Here is a 22,250-nt window from a genome sequence, read left to right as displayed (position 1 = left end):
ACTTACGACACACAATGGAATGTTCATTCGGTGTCGGGTCACGAAAACAAAATAATGATGAACAGATGACGAATAAAATTTTTGGCTGATAGCAGACTTGATGAGATAAACAAAAAACTAACGCTTGTTATTTCAGAAAGGCGTATTATCTTCGGCACCTGTTCATGATGAGCCAGCATTTTCATATCGACTCTCTCACGGGCGCTACTGGTGTAGCATCTTCCATTATTATTACAATTACAACCCGTTAAGGGTTGCATATTTCCATATCATCCACTGGGCCCCTGGCTGTTCTCTGATCGAATCAACGATTATTCCCTTCAACTTAATACTAAATTCCCTATATGCAGGTTCTTAAATTTGGCGGCACTTCAGTAGCCAATGCGGAAAATATCAATAAGGTCACCGCTATTGTTCAGCAATTGATTTCAGAACAGATCATCCCGGATCAATCTCCTTCCCAGGTTCCGGTGGCAGGTGAAACCCCAAAAACCGTAAAGTGTATCCTGGTTCTTTCAGCCTTCGGTGGCATAACAGACATATTGATCGGAGCAGGTAAAGCCGCTGCTGCAGGTGATGAAACATATAAAGACAAGTTGGTTACCGTGGAACAAAGGCATCTTGATGCAGTCAAGACATTGTTACCCGTCGATAAGCAGAGCGGTGTTCTGAGCCTTGTAAAAACCATGTGTAATGAACTGGAAGATATCTGTAACGGTGTTTACCTGCTTGGCGAACTCTCCGCACGTACCCTTGACCGGGTGGTCAGCTATGGCGAATTGATCTCTTCCCGGATTGTTGCTGCAAAACTTACGGCACTTGGTATCAGCAACGAATGGAAAGATTCACGTCAGCTGATTGAGACAAATTCTGCCTTTGGTGCAGCAACTGTAGATTTTCCGGCCACAAATAAAAAGGTTAAGGATTACCTCCAGGTGGCAAAAGCAGCGGTTATTGTTGCTCCCGGATTCATTTCATCAGACAGCCATGGTGCAACAACCACGCTCGGGCGCGGCGGTTCTGATTACACAGCGGCCATACTGGCCGCAGCTGCCGACGCCGAAAAAGTAGAGATCTGGACAGATGTTTCCGGTATGATGACGGCCGATCCGCGCATCGTGCTCAACGCGAAAGTGATCAGCGAGATCTCTTACCAGGAAGCCATGGAACTATCGCATTTCGGGGCAAAAGTGATCTATCCGCCAACCATTCAGCCGGTAATGGCGAAGAGCATACCGGTTTGGATAAAAAATACCTTCGCCCCGGCTGATCCGGGTACATTGATTGAAACTTCAGCAAGTAATAATGGAAAAAATATTCGCGGGATATCCAGTGTCAATAATGTAGCACTGCTGAGCCTCGAGGGAAGCGGTATGGTTGGTATACCCGGATTTTCAAAGAGATTGTTCGAGGCTTTGGCCAACGAACAAATCAATGTGATCCTGATCACCCAAAGTTCATCCGAACATTCGATCTGTGTGGCCATCGATGAAGTTAATGCCGTAAAGGCCAAGCTGGCGGTTGACAAGGCTTTCACGTTTGAGATCGAAACCCGCAAAGTGGAGCCGCTTGTGCTTGAACTCGGCCTTTCCATCGTGGCACTTGTTGGAGATAATATGAAGAGCCACCCCGGCATCAGTGGCAAGATGTTCAGTGCCATGGGCAGGAACGGCGTAAACGTCCGCGCAATAGCACAGGGGTCATCGGAGAGAAATATATCGGCCGTTATTGCAGCGGCCGACGTCAAAAAAACCATCAACGTTCTTCATGAAGACTTCTTCGAAACAACATATAAGCAGCTAAACTTATTCATTGCAGGCGTGGGCAATGTTGGGAGCCGGTTGATCGCCCAGCTAAAACAGCAACTCGCTTACCTGCAGCAACATCTTCGGTTGCAGGTTCGCGTTATAGGACTGGCTAACAGCCGCAAAATGGTGTTTAATGACGAAGGGATTCCGTTGGGCGCCTGGAAAGAAGCGCTTGAAAACGGTCAGCCAATGCAGCTGGATAACTTCATCAATATCATTCATTCTAAAAACCTCCGCAATTCCGTTTTTGCTGATGTAACTGCGAATGATGTGCTGGCAACCAGGTATGATCAGCTGTTGCAGAAAAGCATATCCGTAGTTGCCTGTAACAAGGTAGCCTGCTCCTCATCCTACGAGTATTATCGCAAACTGAAGGACCTGGCCAGTGATTTCAACGCCCATTTTCTCTTTGAAACAAATGTTGGCGCAGGACTTCCGGTGATAGGAACATTAAACGACCTGTTGAGAAGTGGTGATACGGTAAACCGGATCGAGGCAGTATTGAGTGGTACCCTGAATTTTGTGTTTAATCATTACAATGGTGAAAAATCATTTGCAGACGTCGTTAAACAGGCACAGGACGAGGGTTATACAGAACCTGATCCAAGACTGGACCTGAGTGGTACAGATGTGATGCGCAAAATAATGATCCTTGCCCGTGAAGCGGGCGAGCGCCTTGAAATGACTGATATCTCCAATAACTCATTCATGCCGGAATCCTGCATGCAGGGCGATGTCGATAATTTCTACAAAGAGATGGCGAAACATGAATCACATTTCAAAGCTTTATTTACAGCAGCTGCGACTGCCGGTAAGAAGCTTAAATTTGTGGCCAGCTATAAGGATGGAAAAGCAGCGGTAGGTTTACAACATATCGATCCACAGCATGACCTTTATCATTTATACGGAAAAGATAACGTGGTTTTGTTTTACACGAACCGTTATGTTGAACAACCGCTGGTAGTAAAGGGTGCAGGCGCAGGTGCAGAAGTTACTGCCTCAGGTGTGTTTGCAGACATTATTCGTGCGGCAAGAACATGATTGCTTTTACCACGCAACCTGCAACCCTGGTATGGTTAGCAGGTTCACGCCGAAGTTTTACCGGATAATCGCCGGGTGACAAGTTCTACCACCAAAACAATTATGAACGGATGAAATATGTAAAAGTCGCCGCACCTGCCACTATAGCAAACCTGGTTTGCGGATTCGACATTTTAGGTTTAGCACTGGAGGAGCCCTGCGACATTATGGAATGTGCGTTAAATGACGACGGCATAATCAGGATCAGGCACAATGATGAATACAATCTGCCGCTTGAACCAACAAAAAATGTATCGGGCGCAGCGCTACTTGCACTTATGCAGGAGTGCACTGACAAGCCGGGTTTTGATCTCACCATAACCAAAAATATCAAACCCGGAAGCGGCCTGGGATCCAGCGCAGCCAGCTCAGCAGGTGCAGTGGTTGCTGCCAATTTTTTGCTGGGTAACCGCTTCTCCAATGAGGACCTCGTGCGGTTCGCGATGCACGGGGAAAAACTGGCTTCCGGTGTAAAACACGCAGACAATATAACACCATGTATTTATGGAGGGGTTACACTGGTCCGGTCAATATTCCCGCTCGATATCATACCCCTTGCTTCTCCAAAGCTTTATGTGACCGTGGTACATCCGCAGATAGAAGTGAAGACTTCCGATGCAAGGCAAATACTTCGTAAGGAGGTATTGTTGAAAAACGCTATCAGGCAATGGGGAAACATAGCGGGGCTGGTCGCAGGGTTTATGAAAAATGATTTTGACCTTATCGGGAGGTCACTCGAAGATGTGATCATTGAGCCCGTCAGATCTATTCTTATCCCTGGTTTCGATGAAGTTAAAAAAACATGTAAGGAAGCAGGTGCCCTGGGTGGGGGAATCTCTGGTTCAGGACCATCAATCTTTATGCTTAGTGTTGAAAAGGAGACTGCTGAAGCGGTAGAGGGTATCATGTCAGGAATTTATCAGCGCATAGGTATCGAATACAAGACATATGTTACTACCATAAATAGCTCGGGCGTACGACTTATTGTTTAAATGGTCTCTAAAGCAGGAATGTGCTTTAAAAACAACGGGGTAAAACAAATTAAAAAAAGTATAAGTTAATACCAGTCATGTTATATTATAGTACGGGTAAACAGGCGCCAAAAGTGGATTTCAGGGAAGCGACTATCAATGGACAGGCGCCCGACAAAGGGTTATATTTTCCTGAGTCGATCCCAATGCTTTCACAGGATTTTCTGAATAATTTTTCGGGGATGTCAAAAGCTGATATCGCTTTTGAAGTAATGAAACCATATGTAGGTGGTGCAATTCCTGTGGACATTCTTCGTGCCATCGCAGCCGAAACTGTTGACTTCGAATTTCCACTGGTTAAGATTTCTGAAAATATTTCTTCCCTTGAATTATTCCACGGACCAACGCTTGCTTTTAAAGATGTTGGGGCAAGGTTTATGAGTCGTTGCCTTGGGTATTTTGCAAAAACATTGAATAAACAAATCACCGTACTGGTGGCAACATCAGGAGATACCGGCGGAGCTGTTGCAGCCGGGTTTGCAGGTGTGGAAGGGGTAAACGTAGTGATTCTCTATCCATCAGGTAAGGTGAGTAAGGTCCAGGAACTGCAACTGACCACATGGGGGGGCAATATCACAGCCCTGGAAGTAGATGGCAATTTTGATGATTGCCAGCAAATGGTGAAACAGGCTTTCGCAGATGGATCGATAACAGGCAAACTGTTTTTAACATCTGCCAATTCGATCAATGTAGCCAGGTGGTTACCACAACAATTATATTATTTCTTTGCCTTGCAACAATGGAAAGAGATTCAGCCACCTGTTATCTCAGTGCCATCCGGCAATTTCGGTAATATTTGCGCCGGGCTGCTCGCCAACAAATCGGGTCTGCCTGTCAGTCATTTTGTTGCAGCATGTAACGCCAATGACACAGTGCCGGATTATTTCAATACGCAAGAGTATCATCCAAAAAAGGCTGTACCAACTATAAGCAATGCAATGGATGTTGGTAACCCCAGCAACTTTGTTCGTATACTCGAAATGTTCAATAACAACTTCGATGATTTATCGTCAAAAGTTTCTGCTTATAGTATTTCAGATGACGAAACAGCCGAAACGATAAAACAGGTTCAACTCGAAAAAAATTACCTGCTTGATCCGCATGGAGCAGTCGCTTATCTTGCCCTGCATAAATACCTGAATTCAGGTTCCGCAAACTCCAAAAACGGAACAAACGTTATCCAGGCCGGCATGATACTGGAAACGGCGCATCCTGTAAAATTTTATGACGTAGTTGAGCCGATCATCAATAAAACTATTGATCTGCCCGCCGCGATAAAAGCAATTTCCGGTAAACAAAAAGCATCCATTCTGATCGATAACGACTACAATAAGTTTCATAGCTACCTGCTTGGCCTTAGTTGAGAAACCTGATATTAAGAATGCGTGGGCATTTTAACGCTGACGTTGCGGTGGGACCCCGGATAATCAGTCGCAGGGGAACAGCATGACGTGTTTTCGGTAATAGAAAACACCTATTGATTAAAATTTGTAGGCATCTGTATCTCATAAATTGCGGGTTCAACCCCTGCCGTTTTGAAGTAGAGCAGATTATGAGTAGGTTTGAAAGCCTCTAACCCACTATTCCCATGCGTGTCATCTTATTCCTGCTTTTGCTGGTTGTAGCAGAGCTAGTGTCTGCCAAGGATAAACCCCAGATTTCCCCGGAGCCATCCTGGTTGTACCGTATCACCCCGGATCTTACCAAACAGGCCGATCCAAAAAAAATCAGCAACGGGTATTACCTCGAACTTTTCGATTCGCAGATCAATATTCGGAAACAGACAAGTTATGTCCATTATATCAGGAAGATCGTCAATGAATCAGGCATTCAAAACGCTTCAGAAACCTCAGTAGAGTTCTCTCCCGAGTACGAAACGCTGACTTTTCATTACATAAAAATTATCCGCGACGGGGCAGTGTTAAACCAACTGAAGCTTGATCAGATCAAGGTTATCCAGGAAGAAAACGACGTGGACCAGTACCAGTACAATGGCCTTAAAAGAGCCTTTATAATACTTAAGGATATCCGGAAAGGAGATCGCATTGAAGCAGCCTACTCGCTCACGGGCTTTAACCCGGTATTTGATGACAAATTCATACGCAGCATTGATTTTTCAAATGGTAATCCCATTCTGAATTATTTCCAGACCATAATCGGTGAGACCAATCGTAAATTAAATTTTACTTATTCGGGCGATTGCCCCAGGCCGTAGGAAATGATTAATGGAGATACTAAGATCTATCATTGGAACAATCCACCCGTGAGTCTGTGGGAGTCGACAGGCGGAACGCCCTCGTGGTTTGACCCATACCCTTATGTAACTGTCAGCCAGTTCAACAACTGGGGGGAAGTCGTAAACTGGGGGCTTGGCATCAACAATAATTATCAGTTCAATATTCCACCCGCATTAAAGACAAAAATCCAGGATTGGAGTAAGCAATCAAATGGAGATGAAAATGAATTTATCCGGCTGGCGCTGCGATTTGTCCAGGACGAGATCCGGTACCTGGGTCTCGAGATCGGTGTAAATACCCACAGGCCGCATTCCCCCGCAGAGGTTTTTAAAAATGGCTATGGAGATTGCAAAGACAAAGCGCTCCTGCTCGCCACCATTTTACGGCAACAAAATATTTCAGCTCACGCTGCGCTGGTGAACACAAGGATCAGGGGCCAGCTCATAAATAGTGCACCATCGCCTTATGGATTTGATCATGTGATTGTTGCTATTGAACGGGATGGTGGATATAACTATGTGGATCCCACACTGACATACCAAAGAGGGTCAACAATAACTAATTTTACACCGGCATACGAATACGCCCTGGTTTTAAAAGCCGGCGAAGCTTCACTGAGTAAAATCAGCAATGCCAGGTCAACAATTACAAGATCTGTTGAATGGCTAAAGGTAAACTTTGACGATACCAGTACTTTGACGGTCAATACCAGCTATAGCGGTGATCGGGCTGATGGTGTCCGCAGTTATTTTGCCACCACCAGTGCAAAAGATGCGTCGGATTCTTATCTCAGGTATTATTCGTCATTATTTGACGGTATACTTATGGCGAAGGACATCGAATTCACCGATGATAGTTTGAAAAATCTGATGGCTGTTAACGAGGCGTACAAAATACCGGTGATATGGAACGAGGATGAAAACAAGAAAAAATACTTTCTCACTTATGCAAAACTGATTGATGATATACTTACCGATCCTACCGGTAAATCAAATGCATATCCGCTCGCATTAACTTTCCCTGGTGAGGCGCATTATACATTAAAGATTGAAATGCCGGAAGCCTGGGACCTGGACACAGAGAATTTTCAAATCAAAAACGGCTCCTATGAATTCAATTTTAATGCTGTAGTCTCCGGTTCTCTCATCACCTTAAAATATTCAATCGTCACTTTGAGGGATTACATACCGGTTGAGGAAATTGGTCAGTTCAAAAAAGACTATAAACGAATTTCAAAAGCTTTACAATACCGTTTCAGCTATGGCGGGATGACCGGTAACGGAGATATCAAACCTGTGAGCGGTATCGGCTTTCCCGCGATAGGATTGAGTTTGCTGGCCGCGGGTATTGTATTTGTCATTTTCGCTTTGTACAACCGCAGCACGATTGACGTGCCCTTTGACCGTGATAACGGGTATCCGTTAGGGGGCTGGGTTATCGTTCTGGGCCTGACATTGATCATAAGAGTCGGGTACCAGCTTTATAGTTTATACCATGGAAGTTATTTTTCGGCTGAGGCCTATGCAAACTGGCAGTCTTTTGGACAAGGTTTTGTTTTCACCGTAATGTTTGAACTCTTTTTGCAAATGCTCTTGTTGTTCTTTACCGTTGTACTCCTTTATTGGTTTGTTCAGAGAAGAGATATATTCCCCTTTATGTTTAACTGTTATGTAACTGGTGTGATTGCAGGCAACGCCATCTTATACCTGTTATACAAACAATATGCTGATCATGAAGAATTGAGTAATGTAGCGAAAGAGGGCCTGATGGATGTTATAAGAGCCCTGATCTATGGTGCGATATGGTGTTCTTTCCTGGCCAGGTCCAATCGGGCAAAGTGGACATTTTTAAAGGCATACAAAAGATGATCCTGATCACATAATGATATCCGTCAGATCATTTAAATAAACAGATGTTTAATGACCTGCATGAAGCTTTTTTCATTTTTAACCCCTAAACCTTAACCAAATGATTCGTATTATCGGTATTTGCCTGTTGTTCCTTGTCTCCATAACTGCAAGAGCAGGGAACAATGGGGACTCAACAGAGCTGCAGGCCGCAATCGTGCAAAAATATGTTGACTCTGTAAAAACTGCATTGCGCTGGCAACACGGCACCGTGGAGCTCGCCGGCGGCATTGCTAAACTCAATGTTCCCCAGAAATTTAAATTTTTGAATGCCGAACAGTCTAGGTTCGTGGTTGAAGAGCTATGGGGAAATTTGCCGGACGAAGGTATCCTGGGCACTCTTTTTCCAACTGATACGGATCCGTTTACAGAGGGGTCTTATGTGTTTATCATTTCTTATAATCCGATGGGTTATGTAAATGATGAAGACGCAGAAAAGATAGACTATGATGATATTCTAAAGGGTATGAAAGAGGACCAGGTTGAGGAGAATAAACAACGCCAGGCAGCAGGAGCATCGTCTATAGAAATTGTGGGATGGGCAGCTAAACCCTATTACGATAAAACAAACAAGACCCTCCATTGGGCCAAAAATCTGAAAGTAGAAGGTGCGGAAGAGAACACGCTCAACTACACGGTGATGGTCCTTGGCCGGAATGGTATTCTGCATATGAATGCTGTCTCATCAATGGGTGAATTGCCAGCAGTTAAAGCCAGCATTCCGGAAGTGCTGCAAATACCATCTTTTACTGAAGGCAATGCCTACAAAGACTTTGATCCAAAGATCGATAATGTGGCGGCCTGGACAATCGGTGGCCTCGTTGCCGGTAAAGTGCTGGCTAAGGCTGGTCTCTTTGTTTTTTTGCTGAAGTTCTGGAAGTTGCTGTTGATTGGAATTATTGGTATTGGTGCCTTCATCAAAAAATTTGTGATGGGCAAAAAGAAGGAAGATGCACCATGGCCTGTAGATGAGACTGCAGTCGCACCGCCTGCAGAAGAAGAGGTAAAGAGCTAAGGAATTATTCATGACGAATACATAAAAAAGGGTGCACGTTTTCATGCACCCTTTTTTATATTTCTAAACCGGTATCAGATCACACCGGCAAGTTCAAGACTCTTTTTCTTCAGCTTCCGGATCTCAATGTCCTCAATGATAGGCTCAGGCGACAAGATCAGAGAAGTATTGTTCTCACGCCACCAGGTGTTTTCTTTTAATTCCCTGAAGTGTAATACACCGACCAGGTACTTGCGTTCCTGCTGTGCGTGCCACTCTTCAATCCACTCAAATTTTTCGCGGGGAATATATTTCCAGTCATCAAAACTGAGATAAACCCTTACATAAAATTCATTGGTTAATTCGTGCGGAGTATGATGATATAACTTCTTATACTCGTATTTGTATTGATAACGCAACGCGGAAAGATCGCTCAACACAGCTGACGCCGTTGGAAAACTTCCGGCTCCCTTACCATAGAAAAATTGTTTGTCAGCAAACCCGCTTTCAATCACAACCCCGTTGTATTCATTTTTTACAAAAGACAACGGATCATCCTGTTTTACAAACTGCGGTAGTACGAAAGCCGCAACCTTCCCGTTGTTCAGCTTCTTAGCCTGCGCTACCAGTTTGATTTCAAAATGTTTTTCCTGGGCAACTTTGGCATCACCCGCCTGGATATTCTGGATGCCACTGAATACTAGGTTATCAGGATGCTCAACGATACCATATGCATGAGTCAGTAAGAAGGTCCACTTGTTTACCGCATCGTAACCTTCCACGTCAAGTTTCGGATTGCTTTCCGCAAAGCCAAGTTGTTGAGCAAGGACCAAAGCTGCTTTGAACTCAAGTTTATCCTCGAACATTTTTGTCAGAATAAAATTCGTCGACCCGTTTACAATCGCCTTTATAGAATGTAAAAGATCGTTATCATAATATTCCTCCAGGTTGCGGATTACAGGTATCGAGGCACAGGCAGCGGCTTCGCAGAGAAACGATTCTCCCGTTTCCTGTTGCATCTGCAGGATCTCCGGCAGATGTTCGGCGATCATTTTTTTGCTTGCACTGACCACTGATTTATTATTTCTCAGGGCAGTAGAAACAATTTCAAATGCTGCATTTGAATCGTCAATAACCTCAACGATCACATTAATGTCTGAATCGTTTAACAACACATCTTTATCAGTTGTAAATAGATCTGCAGGAGCATTCCTGGGCTTACCTGGATTCTTTATACAAACTTTTTTTATTGAGGCTTTCAGGGAGGGTGTTTGCTGGAGGACCTTGTATAATCCTTCTCCTACAACTCCGAAACCAAACAACCCGATGGTTAACTGCTTGTGTGCGTCCATGAATCTATGTATATATTAATTGGGGTGATTTTGCAAATTTACTGATTACCAGCGCATAAAGCAACAAATATGCACATGTGAAACGATTGTTTGCTTAAGAATGCCACTGATAATCTGCGGTTTATGAAGGATGTTAAATTATTTAAATCCGTTTTTGCTAGCCAATTACTGTTGGCATTGTCTGAAGCCCGGCAAAGGAGGCGATAATCGGGGCCAGTTGATCGAATTCAAGCAAAAAGCCATCGTGCCCATATGGCGATTGTATCAGTTTAAATGTTGCTCCCGGTATTTCATCTGCCAGGAACTGCTGTTCATGCGCCGGGAACAGGATATCGGTTTCGATGCCTATTGCCAGTGTAGACGCACGGATAGACTTCAGGGCATTGGATATACCTCCGCGGTCCCTGCCAACATTATGACTATCCATGCTCTTGCTGAGAAAATAGTAACTGAAGGCATTAAATCTTTTGGCGAGTTTTTCGCCCTGGTATCGTTGGTAAGATTCGCTTTTAAAACCATCGATGAGGTTATCGTCATGCTCCGTTTGTCCCTTACCGTAAGTACTATAGTGACGGTATGAGATCAGCGCAAATCCTCTTGCCACCTTCATGCCCCCGACACCAGCTTCGGGATGTTCTTCTTTCCAGGTGCTATCCAATTCTATGGCAAGTCGCTGCGAAGCGTTGAATGCAATCCCCCATGGCGAGTGTACCGCATTGGTGGCGATGGGGAAGATAAATTCAAACAAGGATGGCTCCTCAATCGCCCATTCAAGCAGTTGTTGCCCGCCCATTGATCCGCCGATACCGACTTTTATTTTTTTAATCCCCAGAAAATTCCTGAGAGGCTGGTAAGCCCTGATCATATCCCGCGGAGTAAAAAGAGGGAACCGGTGAAACCAGGAACCTTGAGTCGCGGGATTCACATCCAGCGGACCAAGGCTTCCGTAACAACTGCCCGGCATATTCACACAGACTATAAAGTAGTGTTCAGGATCGAAGAGTTTGTCTTTACCGGTAAGCCCGGCCCACCATTCGGCCGGGTCGCTATTTGCAGTTAACGCATGAAAGATCCAGACCGCATTATCTTTACGCTCGTTTAGTTTGCCGTAGGTAGTGTATGCAAGATGATATCCGTTGAGGGTTTCGCCACTCTCCAGGCTAAAATTCTTTTCATAACGGAATATATTATGGGGCATCGGGATAAATTTAAAATAAAGAATGTACCTGCTCCCCGTAATCCCGGAAGCAGGTACATTAAGCAGTAACCAGATCAGAGATTAACTCACCAGTTCTTTCGAAGAAACTTTTTCAAACGCCTGTTCAAAATCTGCCTTGATATCGTCAAGATGTTCTATTCCTACACTGATTCTTACCTGGTTTGCTGAAACACCGGCTGCAACCTGCTCTTCACCACTCAATTGTTCGTGTGTTGTAGATGCCGGATGAATCGCCAGTGATTTTGCGTCACCTACATTGGCAAGATGACTCACGAGCTTCAATGAATCGATAAACTTACTTGCGTTTTCTTTACCTCCCTTAACACCAAAATTCAATATGCCTCCAAATCCTCTTGTAAGATATTTTTTAGCTAGCTCGTGATATGGGCTGGATTTCAATCCCGGATACTCCACAAAATCTACCTGCGGATGTTTTTCAAGCCACTGTGCGAGTTTCAGTGCATTATCTACATGCCGGTCGACACGCAATGATAAGGTTTCAATGCCTTGTAATAGCAGGAACGAATTGAAAGGTCCCTGTGATGCACCAAAGTCACGCAGACCCTCAACCCTGGCGCGTATCGCAAATGCTATGTTTGGTAAACCCAGTGGATTGCCTTCACCGAATACGTCCCAGAACTTCAGTCCATGATAGCCTTCAGAAGGCTCAGTGAACTGTGGAAACTTGCCATTGGCCCAGTTGTAGTTTCCACCATCAACGATCACACCTCCGATCGTTGTTCCGTGTCCTCCGATCCATTTGGTAGCTGATTCCACGACGATGTTTGCACCCCATTCGATGGGACGGAATAAATAGCCGCCGGCACCAAACGTATTGTCAACCACTAAAGGCAGATCGTATTCTTTCGCAAGTGCTCCGAACTTTTCAAAGTCAGGAATATTCAGCCGGGGGTTCCCAATCGTCTCGAGGTATATCGCCTTGGTATTTTTATCAATCTTCTTCGCAAAACTTTCCACGTTATCGCCATCTGCAAATCTAACCTCTATGCCCAACCGCTTAAATGCTACTTTAAACTGGTTGTAAGTACCACCATAGAGAAAAGGTGTGGTAACAAAGTTATCGCCCGCCTGGCATATATTATTCAGGGCGAGAAATTGTGCTGCCTGTCCCGAGCCCGTCGCAAGCGCAGCCACACCGCCTTCCAGGGCTGCCATTCTCTGTTCGAATACATCGGTGGTTGGATTCATTATCCTGGTGTAGATATTGCCGAACGCCCTGAGTCCGAATAAATTTGCAGCGTGCTCCGAGTTGTCAAAACCGTAGGAGGTAGTTTGATAGATGGGTACTGCACGCGATTTGGTAGTTGGATCGATTTGCTGACCTGCATGTAACTGCAGGGTTTCAAAATGAAGATTGCTCATGATCGTTGTTTTTTTTAGAGTTTAAAGCAGGCGCTTTCGTTAATTGAAGATACTTGTTGACTGAAGGACACTATTTAAGTAAAGTTAAAGGGACCAGTGATTCAGAACTATCCCCTAAACCGGTAATAATTTTTAATTTTTCCAGGCTCTTATCAAGATCCGCGATCAGGTCCTCTGCGTCCTCAAGGCCTATACTGAGCCGGATCAGGCTGTCGGCAACCCCGGCTGCACGACGTCTTTCGGTAGGTATTGATTTGTGAGTCATTTGAGCCGGATGGCAAAGAAGGCTTTTGATACCACCCAGGCTTTCAGCCAATTTAAACAATTCTGTTGAAGTAACAACAAGGTTTGCAGCACTTTCGGTGTCTGTTTTCAGTGTGAAAGAAACAATTCCGCCGAACCCTTTTGATTGTTTTGCTGCGATTTTATGATTGGGGTGGGAGGGCAGGCCCGGATAAAACACTTTATCAACGGCTGGATGAGTCTCCAGCCATTCTGCCACAGCCTGAGCATTGATACAATGTTGTTTGATCCGGAGCGGCAGCGTCTCAATTCCACGGATCAGTAACCAACTGTCAAAAGGTCCAAGGATGTTACCACAGGCATTTTGCATAAATTTTACACGGGCGCCAAGTTCCGGATCCTTCGTGATCACCAGGCCGGCTATGATATCGCTGTGCCCGCCAAGATATTTGGTAGCTGAGTGAACTACAATATCAGCTCCCAACGAAAGAGGTTTTTGAAGCGCGGGTGAAGCAAAAGTATTATCCACGCAAAGTAAACAGCCATTGGATTTCGCGATCCGTGCAATCGCTTCGATATCTGCGATCTTCAGGGTCGGATTTGTAGGTGTTTCAATCCAGATCAATTTTGTTTTGGCGGTAACAGCGTTGAAGACGTTAGCCGGGTCAGTGGCATCCACGTATTGAACGGTTATTCCAAACTTCTCATAGACCTGCGTGAACAGTCTGAAAGCTCCACCGTAGATATCGTCCACTGCGATGATTTCATCACCAGATTTCAAGAGCTTTAAAACGGCATCGATTGCTGCAAGACCGCTTCCAAAGGCCAGCCCCACAGTTCCACTTTCAAGCTCAGCAACAATGGTTTCGAGGGCGGCACGGGTCGGATTTCCACTTCTTGCATAATCATAACCTTTGTTTACACCTGGTGCCTCCTGCACAAAAGTTGAGGTCTGGTAAATGGGAACTGAAATAGCGCCTGTTAATTCGTCGACTGGAATACTGTGAATAAGCTTTGTTGAATCCTGCATACTTAATGTTTTACTGTTTAAAAATGATCCCGTATGTACGGGGATTCTTATCAGCGGATGCAGCTCTTATGGCCCGTAAGGGCACAAAAAAAGCTCTTCCGTAAAGTCAGAAGAGCTTAAAATATGTTGAAGATATTTATGAGCAAAAGATCTGACTTATCTGCCTCCCGACAGGGAGATGGAATTGGCACCTTATCACGATTTCTCGCGACAGGTTGTCAAGGCTTCCCAGGGCCATTACCCTCAGCCTTTCTAGATAAGAATGATTAAAGAACTGCGACAAAGATATAGCAGAATTGCAAACTACCAAAAACCTGGAGGACTTTTTGAAAAAAAAGTCTATTTATTTGGTAGACTATGTGTTCTTAGATATTCAGGTGTTGACCTGATGATCCTTAATTATAAAAAAAGTGCTGCAGAATTCTGCAACACTTTTTTTTTGATCGCCTTAGCCGTTGTTTAACTTCCAGATTTTTGAAAAATCCGATTTGCCTGCTAATTGTATTTTACCTGTTAAAACCTATATCCAACTGATACTCCGAACCCGGTATTTGCAGACCTGGCATCGGTATCAGGAATTGCATCATAATCTGAATTAATATTAACCAACCCTAGTTGTGCGTTTAACTGTGCTGAAAAACGATTTGTGAATTCATAACCAAACAGAAGATTTGCACCCGCATCAAATGGTTTGAAATAAACCATATTAGGATCATCACCGGTCTTTACATTGCCTTTGAACTTAACCTTTGTATCATCGCCGTCGGTTTTATATTTGCCCCCGATACCATAAGCAACATAAGGTCCGAAACCTACTAACAATTTTCCATTTCCTACAACTGGTTTATACAAAAGATTAACCGGTATCTCGATATAGGAAAGATTAAGCGTGGGATTTCCCCCCATGTCATCATCGTATTTTGTGCCTTTGGTAGTAAATAATACACCTGGTTGAACATAAAACTCCGGTGCAATCGGTATTTCTGCATTCACGCCAACATGGAACCGGGGCACAAGTTTGTTCTCGAGCTTGTCATCTCCGGCATCACGCCCATTGATATTTTGAAAATTTACACCAGTGCGTACACCAAATGTTGTACCGCCAACCTCGACGCTCTTTGACTGTGCCATTGATATTGTCGTTATTAAACATAAGGCACAGATTACTAAACTTGCTTTTTTCATATACGTAGTTTTTAATTATAACTTTTTTAGAAGAATTATGAATTATGAATTATGTGTTATGAGGTAAATGATATTTGAGTTCAACTACCTGTTGCTTCTCTTTTTGCATCTGATTTCATTTTTTCATTTGCAGTGATCAGGAACTCGACCCGGCGGTTCTGGCTTTTACCGTCTTCAGTTGCGTTGCTATATTTTGGCGCAGTTTCTCCGAAACCCTTTGTGACAATTCTGTTGGAGGAAACACCTTTTTCACGGAGATAGCTCGCAACCGAACTTGCCCTGCGATTGGATAACTTATTATTGTGTGGATCTGTACCATCACTATCTGTATGTCCCTGTATTTCGATATTGGTATCAGGATACTTACTGAGTACATCTTTCAACTCGTTCAGGTTTGATTGTGCGGCAGATGATAAATCTGACTTGTCAACAGCAAATAACACTTTGTTATTAAACTCTACGACAATTCCTTCGCCTACACGTTCAACTTTGGCGCCCGGAACTTCGTTTTTGATTTCTTCTGCTTGTTTGTCCATCTTACGACCGATTACAGCACCTGTGACACCACCAACTGCGGCACCGATGATAGCGCCCATAGCTGTGTTGCCCGCAGCCCTTCCAATTACGGCTCCTGTTGCAGCACCACCGGCAGTACCAATAGCTGCACCTTTCTGAGTTTTGTTCATGCTTTTACATCCAGATAAAATAATGATGAATGTACTGAGGATTAAAAAGTGCTTACTTAGCGTTTTCATTAGCGTTTTCATAATTTTTGTTTTGTTCTGACCCACCTTTTTCAAAGATCATACCATGCAGATCTGATTGGGGAGCTTTCAACGCATGTTAGGCGTAAAGAATTGCATCTCTAAGTGTTTAAATACCCAACTACCTTTGATTTTAACAAAAAAAAATTACGTGTCAGTGAACAATTCTCGTTTACACATCGCAACAAAATCTATTGATTTTCTACATAAATCCACACCTGACAGGTCACTAATCGAACCTCTTTAAACCTGATTTGTTCGTATCTTTGCACTTCGCAAAAAAATATGGCAAAATCAAAGAAACCAGTAGTTGATAAGCTCCCGTCAACAAATGGAAATAACATACACAATCATGAATTAATCGAGGTGTTTGGAGCCAGGGTTCATAATCTTAAGAACATTGATATCAGCATACCCAAGAACCAACTTGTAGTTATCACCGGTATAAGTGGTTCAGGAAAATCTTCACTCGCATTCGACACTATCTATGCTGAGGGCCAGCGTAGATATATGGAAAGTTTTGGCGCTTATGCCAGGCAATTCATTGGCGATATGGAAAGACCCGACGTTGATAAAATCACCGGGCTGTCACCAGTTATCTCTATCGAACAAAAAACTACAAATAAAAATCCCCGTTCCACTGTTGGTACGATCACGGAAGTATATGATTTCATGCGTTTACTTTATGCGCGCATTGGAGAAGCTTTTAGTTATCATACCGGTAAAAAAATGATCAAATTCAGTGAAGAGGAGATTGTTGACAATGTTTATAAAAAGTTTAAAGGAAAAAAGATAACACTGCTTGCACCAATCGTAAGAGGGCGTAAGGGTCATTATCGTGAATTGTTTGAAGATATCAGGAAGAAGGGATATGTTAAAGTGAGGGTTGATGGGGAGATCAAAGACCTGACAGCAAAGATGCAGGTTGACCGCTACAAGATTCACGACATTGAAATAGTTATAGATCGCCTGGCTGTTACGGAAGAGATGAGGACCAGGGTTAGCCAAAGTGTACAGAAGTCACTTCAAACCGGCAAGGATCTGATGTTTATATTATTGAACGATGACAACAAAATTATTCAATACTCTAAACAATTGATGTGTGAAGATACCGGGCTAAGTTATGAAGAGCCGTCTCCGAACTCATTTTCATTCAATTCGCCTTATGGCGCGTGCCCGGTTTGTAAAGGACTTGGCAGTGTTTACCAGATCAGCCTCGACGCAATTATCCCGGATAATTCCTATAGCATCAATGAAGGAGCAATTGTTCCCCTTGGAGCTGAAAGAGAGTCACAGATATTCAAGCAGGTACAACAGCTGGCCAGGAAGCATAAGTTTAGCCTGGACAAACCTGTGAAGGACCTCAGCGAGAAATCAATGAACATGATTCTCTATGGAAATGAAACAGGACCCGTAGAGGATATCCTGGATTTCAGTGAAGTAGCAGCAAACGGCGAAATATATCTCACGGAATACGAAGGGCTGGTGCCTCAGTTAAAAAGATGGTTCGCAGGTGGCACCAGTGATTCACTGAGGGACTGGGTGGAACAGTTCATGGAGCTGAAGACCTGTGATGAATGTAAGGGGGCAAGGCTGAAAAAAGAAAGTTTATGGTTTAAGGTTGATGAAAGAAATATCTCGGAGCTCAGTGAGCTGAACCTGGATAAACTGATGAGTTGGTTTGGTGGCATTGAAAAACGTCTGAACAATAAACAAAATACTATTGGTAAGGATGTTATCAAGGAGATCAGGGAAAGGCTGCAATTTCTCCTCGATGTGGGCCTTAATTATCTTAGTTTAAACCGGCCCTCCAGAACGCTAAGTGGTGGCGAGTCACAAAGGATCCGCCTGGCAACACAGATCGGTTCGCAGTTGCAGGGTATAACTTATATACTGGATGAACCAAGTATCGGGCTTCATCAGCGCGATAACCATCGCCTCATCAAAGCGCTCACTAACCTCCGCGACATTGGCAACAGCATTATTGTCGTGGAACACGATAAAGACATCATGCTTGCATCGGACTACCTGGTTGACATTGGGCCAAAGGCAGGAGCACACGGCGGAAGGATAGTGGCTGAAGGTAAACCGTCATACCTGCTGACGCTCGACACACTTACTTCTTCATACTTAAATGGAAAGCAGTCGATCCCTGTCCCGAAAGAAAGAAGAAAGGGTAGTGGCAAAGTACTTGATCTGAAAGGTGCAGAGGGCAATAACCTTAAAAATCTAAGTACTGTTTTTCCGCTGGGTAAGTTTATTGTGGTGACCGGGGTTAGTGGAAGCGGCAAGTCGACGTTGATCAATGAAACCCTGTACCCGATACTTAGTCAGCACGCATTTAACTCAAAAACGAATCCGCTCAAATATAAAAGTGTAAAAGGGCTCGAGCATATAGATAAGGTCATTGAAATCGATCAGAGTCCGATCGGGCGGACCCCAAGAAGTAACCCATCTACCTATTGCGGATTCTTTACTGATATCAGGACGTTATTTGCATCAGTACCCGAGGCCAAGATACGAGGCTATAATGCCGGCCGGTTTTCGTTTAATGTAAAGAACGGCCGTTGTGATGTTTGTGAGGGAGGCGGTATGCGGGTAATCGAAATGAACTTCCTGCCCGATGTTTATGTTCATTGCGAAAAATGCCAGGGGAAAAGATATAATCGCGAAACACTTGAGATAAGGTACAAGGGAAAATCAATCAGCGATGTACTGGATATGACTGTGGAAGAAGCTGTAGAATTTTTTCAGAATGTGCCTTACATTTATCGCAAGATCAAGGTTCTGGAAGAAGTTGGCCTGGGATATATCACCCTTGGACAATCTGCCGTAACCCTGAGCGGAGGAGAGGCGCAGCGGGTAAAACTGGCAACAGAGCTCGGCAAAAAAGATACCGGCAAAACATTTTATATCCTCGATGAGCCAACGACCGGCCTTCATTTCGAAGATATCCGTCATCTGCTTGATGTGTTGAATAAGCTTGTTGACAGGGGTAACACTGTGCTGGTAATTGAACATAACATGGATGTTATAAAAGTGGCCGACCATGTTATCGACCTTGGTCCTGAGGGTGGTGATGGCGGAGGACTTATTTTGTTTGAAGGAGCTCCGGAAGATCTTATTAAAGTTCCTTCCAGTCATACGGGTAGATTTTTAAAAGAAGAACTCAAATAGTTATCAATGAAAAGAGTTATCGTTGACATGGATGAAGTGATCGCTGACCCTATGGGTGCGATGATTGAATGGTATGAAAAGGAGTATGGAAATGGGATAGACTGGAAAAAAATGCTTGCTGGTTCATGGGTACTGGGTTTCCCGGAGGAGCATCAGAAGTTGGTACTTGAAAGGCTTCATTCACCGGGATTTTTCCGTCATCTGCCGGTAATGGATGACAGTGTTCGTGTGCTGGAAGAAATGAACAAAAAGTATGAAGTATTTATTGTTTCAGCTGCCATGGAGTTCCCTAATTCATTGGTTGATAAATACGACTGGTTAATGGAACACTTTCCGTTTTTTAGCTGGCGGCAGCTTGCACTCTGCGGCGACAAAAAGCTGATCAGCGGAGATTTTATGATCGATGATCATGTAAAGAACCTGATGCATTTTAAAGGCAAAGCCTATATGTATAGTTCTGCCCACAATCTCGAGGTCACTGACTACGAGCGCATCAACAGCTGGCAGGAAGCTGCGGAGATCTTTTTGTAAAACAACCAGATTTTTCTGTAAAACAGAAATCTTCTGTAAAACAGAGATCTGCTGTAAAACAAGGAGATCATGCAATAAACCAAACAGATCCTGCCATAAAACAAATAGCCGGCAATTGCTCATCGCCGGCTACTGAGGATACTGGAAATCGACCAGAAGTATGTGTTTCAATAAGCAAGTGCAGGGTTGATCATAAAAATCTTTTGTCTCGGGCACTTGATAGGGAACGGATCAGGTTTTTTGACTAACCGGATATTGGATTCATATAATTCCCTGCCGCTTATTGATCTGTTAAGTAATTTTTATCTGACTATTACCTGTCCGTTTTCAATTCGTTCGTCATCACTGAACACTTCGAACAGGTAGTCGCCTTTATCAATGTTTTCTAAAACGGTTGTTTGTTTATTTTTGATGGTGACCTGTTTAACCAGTTTACCTTCTACATCGAAAATATATAACTGGTATGCTCTTCCATAAATCCCTTTTGCTCCGAAAAATAACACATGATGGTCCGCATCAGGATAAAGCTTTATGCCGTGTCTCCTGCTAACCTGTTGTTTTTGGATCAGGATCGTATCGCTTACCGGTTTAGATGGATCTTCGCTTCTTGCTTGTACGGATAAGGTTATCAGTAAACAAATCAATGCAAAGCTTCGCCATTTGCTGCCGGAGCAACGCTTAGGGGTCAGGAAAAGTTTCATAGTCGGTTATGGTACAGGGGCCGGAACAGTACGGAATCTCTCGATCTTAGCTATTAGAAAACAACCGGACAACGGGTTGAATTTCCATATCTATCATTGGAGAGACGGAAGCCAAGTTTGATGCCAACAGAATAATAAGCATCATTGTTGGTTGGAGTTCCTCGTTTGTCTCCGGTCGTGAATCCATTCACGTTACCACCTGCCGGGATAGACTTATTCGCCATTCTCTGCGCAAGCTGAGCCTGTGGCAAAGACAGGTTACTATAAAACAATGCCGGATCTATATAATCAGTACTAACGTCATCAATATAATCTGTGAACGTTTTTCTGTGTATGATCTCAAGACCCAGGTTTACTGACTCGCTGACAAAATACTTAACACCGAAGCCCATAGGTATATTTACCTGGGTCAGCTTGTATTCTTTACGTTCAGGAAATTCAGGGAATCCCTGGCCCTCTGTATGCAAGGGCTTCAGAGGAACCCAGTTTCCGGTTACCGGATCTTTACCTTTTGGGTTAAAATGAAACATACCGACACCTATCAAACCATAAGGACGCAGCTTACGGAAGATGTCCGACGGCTCATATTCAAGAAATGCTGTCGGATAAACTTCAACAGCCAAAAAACCTTCAATCAGCGGGGATTTAAAATTTGAGTTCCTGGTTTTCCTGGCTTCTTCAAGCCCACCCTTTCCGGTAATGATAGCATCATCACCTTCAAGTGTGCCGATGTTGGCTGATAGCCTTACACCGAGATACTCGTTGGGCTGATAGGTAGCAAAAGCACCAAAAGTCAGCTTTGTTGTCTGGATGTTATTGTCTTTAAGAAAGGGGGTTCCTTTTCCGGTATTACCTCCGAGGTCACCGAGAAAATTTGAGGGCCCAACAGTTATACCGGCTTCCCAAAACGAGACTTTTTCCGAGTACTGGGCAAAAGAAGTTTGGGAAGATGAATAACCCAGGACGGTCAGGCACAAACACTTCCACACAGAGTGTAGATTCTGTTTCATTGGATATTAGATTTAGTTTTCAGATGGTCGAGATTCCAGTCTTATATTGTTCAGACCAGACTGTACGAACTAATAAACGCAGAATTGTGCGATTTAGGTATGAAGCGCAAAAAAAAAATGAGTAGTTAATGGATGGTCAACTCAGTAGCATTTCAATATGTTCGATACCGTCTTCCAGGTAAACTTCACTAGTTTGTTGAAATCCAAATGATTCGTAAAACCTTTTAAGGTATAACTGCGCGCCGATCTTTATGGGCTGCTTTCCAAACAGTTTATATATGGTGTTGATGGATTCGATCATCAGTTTTTTCCCAATTCCGGAATTTCTTGCAAAGCCGGCAGTGACAACCCTTCCTATACTTGCTTCATTGTAAGAGGCGCCTGCAGGTAACAGTCTCGTATATGCGGCGAGTTGGTTATCGTCGCTGAAACCCATAAGATGCCAGGCATATTGATCTTTTCCATCAGGGTCCTGGAACACACAGTTCTGCTCCACTACGAATACCTCGCTGCGGAGTCGTAAAATTGCATAGAGCTCATTAACGGTTAACCTGGTAAAGTCCTTCAGTGACCAGTTAATTGACATGATTCAGGGGTA

General features: G+C 43.8%; 17 protein-coding genes and 1 riboswitch. Of the genes, 8 read left to right on the top strand and 9 right to left on the bottom strand.

The features are described from left to right. The first annotated feature begins 344 nt into the window (after window positions 1–344). The 6 genes from thrA to ACX0G7_RS15470 all read left to right on the top strand — a co-directional run bounded on the left by thrA (window position 345) and on the right by ACX0G7_RS15470 (window position 9,078). Complete coding sequence (thrA, locus tag ACX0G7_RS15495) at window positions 345–2,849, top strand: bifunctional aspartate kinase/homoserine dehydrogenase I (protein ID WP_458924410.1); 2,505 nt, start codon at window positions 345–347, stop codon at window positions 2,847–2,849. Window positions 2,850–2,959: 110 nt separating this feature from the next. Further along, complete coding sequence (locus tag ACX0G7_RS15490; RefSeq protein WP_458924409.1) at window positions 2,960–3,880, top strand: homoserine kinase; 921 nt, start codon at window positions 2,960–2,962, stop codon at window positions 3,878–3,880. 77 nt (window positions 3,881–3,957) lie between these two features. After that, window positions 3,958–5,283, top strand: a complete 1,326-nt coding sequence (thrC, locus tag ACX0G7_RS15485) for a threonine synthase (protein WP_458924408.1) — start codon at window positions 3,958–3,960, stop codon at window positions 5,281–5,283. Between the two features lie 224 nt (window positions 5,284–5,507). Further along, window positions 5,508–6,134 carry a DUF3857 domain-containing protein gene (locus tag ACX0G7_RS15480; protein WP_458924407.1) on the top strand — a complete coding sequence of 209 codons (627 nt, stop codon included), beginning with the start codon at window positions 5,508–5,510 and terminating at the stop codon, window positions 6,132–6,134. Window positions 6,135–6,137: 3 nt separating this feature from the next. After that, window positions 6,138–8,024: a DUF2569 family protein gene (locus tag ACX0G7_RS15475; RefSeq protein WP_458924406.1), complete on the top strand. Its 1,887-nt coding sequence runs from the start codon at window positions 6,138–6,140 to the stop codon at window positions 8,022–8,024. A gap of 100 nt (window positions 8,025–8,124) precedes the next feature. Continuing rightward, window positions 8,125–9,078, top strand: coding sequence for a DUF2167 domain-containing protein (locus tag ACX0G7_RS15470; RefSeq protein WP_458924405.1), 954 nt, complete (start codon window positions 8,125–8,127; stop codon window positions 9,076–9,078). Between the two features lie 74 nt (window positions 9,079–9,152). Here the strand turns inward: ACX0G7_RS15470 and ACX0G7_RS15465 are convergent, their stop codons facing one another. The 6 genes from ACX0G7_RS15465 to ACX0G7_RS15440 all read right to left on the bottom strand — a co-directional run bounded on the left by ACX0G7_RS15465 (window position 9,153) and on the right by ACX0G7_RS15440 (window position 16,155). Next, a complete protein-coding gene (locus ACX0G7_RS15465) occupies window positions 9,153–10,409 on the bottom strand; it encodes a homoserine dehydrogenase (protein WP_458924404.1) in 1,257 nt (418 codons plus the stop codon). Window positions 10,410–10,566: 157 nt separating this feature from the next. After that, window positions 10,567–11,607 (bottom strand): homoserine O-acetyltransferase family protein, encoded by a 1,041-nt coding sequence (locus ACX0G7_RS15460; protein WP_458924403.1) that lies wholly within the window; start codon window positions 11,605–11,607, stop codon window positions 10,567–10,569. 81 nt (window positions 11,608–11,688) lie between these two features. Beyond that, a complete protein-coding gene (locus ACX0G7_RS15455; protein ID WP_458924402.1) occupies window positions 11,689–13,011 on the bottom strand; it encodes an O-acetylhomoserine aminocarboxypropyltransferase/cysteine synthase family protein in 1,323 nt (440 codons plus the stop codon). A 70-nt stretch (window positions 13,012–13,081) separates the two neighbouring features. Beyond that, a complete protein-coding gene (locus ACX0G7_RS15450) occupies window positions 13,082–14,284 on the bottom strand; it encodes a trans-sulfuration enzyme family protein (RefSeq protein ID WP_458924401.1) in 1,203 nt (400 codons plus the stop codon). A 153-nt stretch (window positions 14,285–14,437) separates the two neighbouring features. Continuing rightward, window positions 14,438–14,547, bottom strand: a riboswitch (SAM riboswitch). 250 nt (window positions 14,548–14,797) lie between these two features. Next, on the bottom strand, window positions 14,798–15,469 hold the full coding sequence (locus ACX0G7_RS15445; protein WP_458924400.1) for a porin family protein: 672 nt from the start codon (window positions 15,467–15,469) through the stop codon (window positions 14,798–14,800). An 80-nt stretch (window positions 15,470–15,549) separates the two neighbouring features. After that, window positions 15,550–16,155 (bottom strand): OmpA family protein, encoded by a 606-nt coding sequence (locus ACX0G7_RS15440; protein ID WP_458924399.1) that lies wholly within the window; start codon window positions 16,153–16,155, stop codon window positions 15,550–15,552. 363 nt (window positions 16,156–16,518) lie between these two features. Between ACX0G7_RS15440 and uvrA the strand changes: the two genes are divergently transcribed. Together uvrA and ACX0G7_RS15430 are read left to right on the top strand one after the other, a co-directional pair. Beyond that, the gene (uvrA, locus tag ACX0G7_RS15435) at window positions 16,519–19,410 is read left to right on the top strand and encodes an excinuclease ABC subunit UvrA (protein ID WP_458924398.1); all 2,892 of its coding nucleotides are present in this window, start codon (window positions 16,519–16,521) and stop codon (window positions 19,408–19,410) included. A gap of 6 nt (window positions 19,411–19,416) precedes the next feature. Beyond that, window positions 19,417–19,941, top strand: a complete 525-nt coding sequence (locus ACX0G7_RS15430; protein WP_458924397.1) for a 5' nucleotidase, NT5C type — start codon at window positions 19,417–19,419, stop codon at window positions 19,939–19,941. Window positions 19,942–20,243: 302 nt separating this feature from the next. On the opposite strand, the gene ACX0G7_RS15425 is transcribed toward ACX0G7_RS15430, so the two are convergent. The 3 genes from ACX0G7_RS15425 to ACX0G7_RS15415 all read right to left on the bottom strand — a co-directional run bounded on the left by ACX0G7_RS15425 (window position 20,244) and on the right by ACX0G7_RS15415 (window position 22,238). Further along, a complete protein-coding gene (locus ACX0G7_RS15425) occupies window positions 20,244–20,642 on the bottom strand; it encodes a T9SS type A sorting domain-containing protein (protein WP_458924396.1) in 399 nt (132 codons plus the stop codon). 53 nt (window positions 20,643–20,695) lie between these two features. Next, complete coding sequence (locus ACX0G7_RS15420; RefSeq protein ID WP_458924395.1) at window positions 20,696–21,652, bottom strand: outer membrane beta-barrel protein; 957 nt, start codon at window positions 21,650–21,652, stop codon at window positions 20,696–20,698. 136 nt (window positions 21,653–21,788) lie between these two features. Next, a complete protein-coding gene (locus tag ACX0G7_RS15415; RefSeq protein ID WP_458924394.1) occupies window positions 21,789–22,238 on the bottom strand; it encodes a GNAT family N-acetyltransferase in 450 nt (149 codons plus the stop codon). Between the last annotated feature and the right edge of the window lie 12 nt (window positions 22,239–22,250).

This window comes from Flavitalea antarctica, from assembly GCF_054461535.1.
This window is presented reverse-complemented; position numbering and strand designations above follow the sequence as displayed.

What these genes read in the sequence shown, in the direction of transcription:
- ACX0G7_RS15480 (WP_458924407.1), top strand. Translation starts at nt 5,508, where the DNA reads ATGCGTGTCATCTTATTCCTGCTTTTGCTGGTTGTAGCAGAGCTAGTG.
- uvrA (WP_458924398.1), top strand. Translation starts at nt 16,519, where the DNA reads ATGGCAAAATCAAAGAAACCAGTAGTTGATAAGCTCCCGTCAACAAAT.
- ACX0G7_RS15420 (WP_458924395.1), bottom strand. Translation starts at nt 21,652, where the DNA reads ATGAAACAGAATCTACACTCTGTGTGGAAGTGTTTGTGCCTGACCGTC.
- ACX0G7_RS15475 (WP_458924406.1), top strand. Translation starts at nt 6,138, where the DNA reads ATGATTAATGGAGATACTAAGATCTATCATTGGAACAATCCACCCGTG.
- ACX0G7_RS15465 (WP_458924404.1), bottom strand. Translation starts at nt 10,409, where the DNA reads ATGGACGCACACAAGCAGTTAACCATCGGGTTGTTTGGTTTCGGAGTT.
- ACX0G7_RS15460 (WP_458924403.1), bottom strand. Translation starts at nt 11,607, where the DNA reads ATGCCCCATAATATATTCCGTTATGAAAAGAATTTTAGCCTGGAGAGT.
- ACX0G7_RS15470 (WP_458924405.1), top strand. Translation starts at nt 8,125, where the DNA reads ATGATTCGTATTATCGGTATTTGCCTGTTGTTCCTTGTCTCCATAACT.
- thrA (WP_458924410.1), top strand. Translation starts at nt 345, where the DNA reads ATGCAGGTTCTTAAATTTGGCGGCACTTCAGTAGCCAATGCGGAAAAT.
- ACX0G7_RS15425 (WP_458924396.1), bottom strand. Translation starts at nt 20,642, where the DNA reads ATGAAACTTTTCCTGACCCCTAAGCGTTGCTCCGGCAGCAAATGGCGA.
- ACX0G7_RS15415 (WP_458924394.1), bottom strand. Translation starts at nt 22,238, where the DNA reads ATGTCAATTAACTGGTCACTGAAGGACTTTACCAGGTTAACCGTTAAT.
- ACX0G7_RS15455 (WP_458924402.1), bottom strand. Translation starts at nt 13,011, where the DNA reads ATGAGCAATCTTCATTTTGAAACCCTGCAGTTACATGCAGGTCAGCAA.
- ACX0G7_RS15440 (WP_458924399.1), bottom strand. Translation starts at nt 16,155, where the DNA reads ATGAACAAAACTCAGAAAGGTGCAGCTATTGGTACTGCCGGTGGTGCT.
- ACX0G7_RS15445 (WP_458924400.1), bottom strand. Translation starts at nt 15,469, where the DNA reads ATGAAAAAAGCAAGTTTAGTAATCTGTGCCTTATGTTTAATAACGACA.
- ACX0G7_RS15490 (WP_458924409.1), top strand. Translation starts at nt 2,960, where the DNA reads ATGAAATATGTAAAAGTCGCCGCACCTGCCACTATAGCAAACCTGGTT.
- thrC (WP_458924408.1), top strand. Translation starts at nt 3,958, where the DNA reads ATGTTATATTATAGTACGGGTAAACAGGCGCCAAAAGTGGATTTCAGG.
- ACX0G7_RS15450 (WP_458924401.1), bottom strand. Translation starts at nt 14,284, where the DNA reads ATGCAGGATTCAACAAAGCTTATTCACAGTATTCCAGTCGACGAATTA.
- ACX0G7_RS15430 (WP_458924397.1), top strand. Translation starts at nt 19,417, where the DNA reads ATGAAAAGAGTTATCGTTGACATGGATGAAGTGATCGCTGACCCTATG.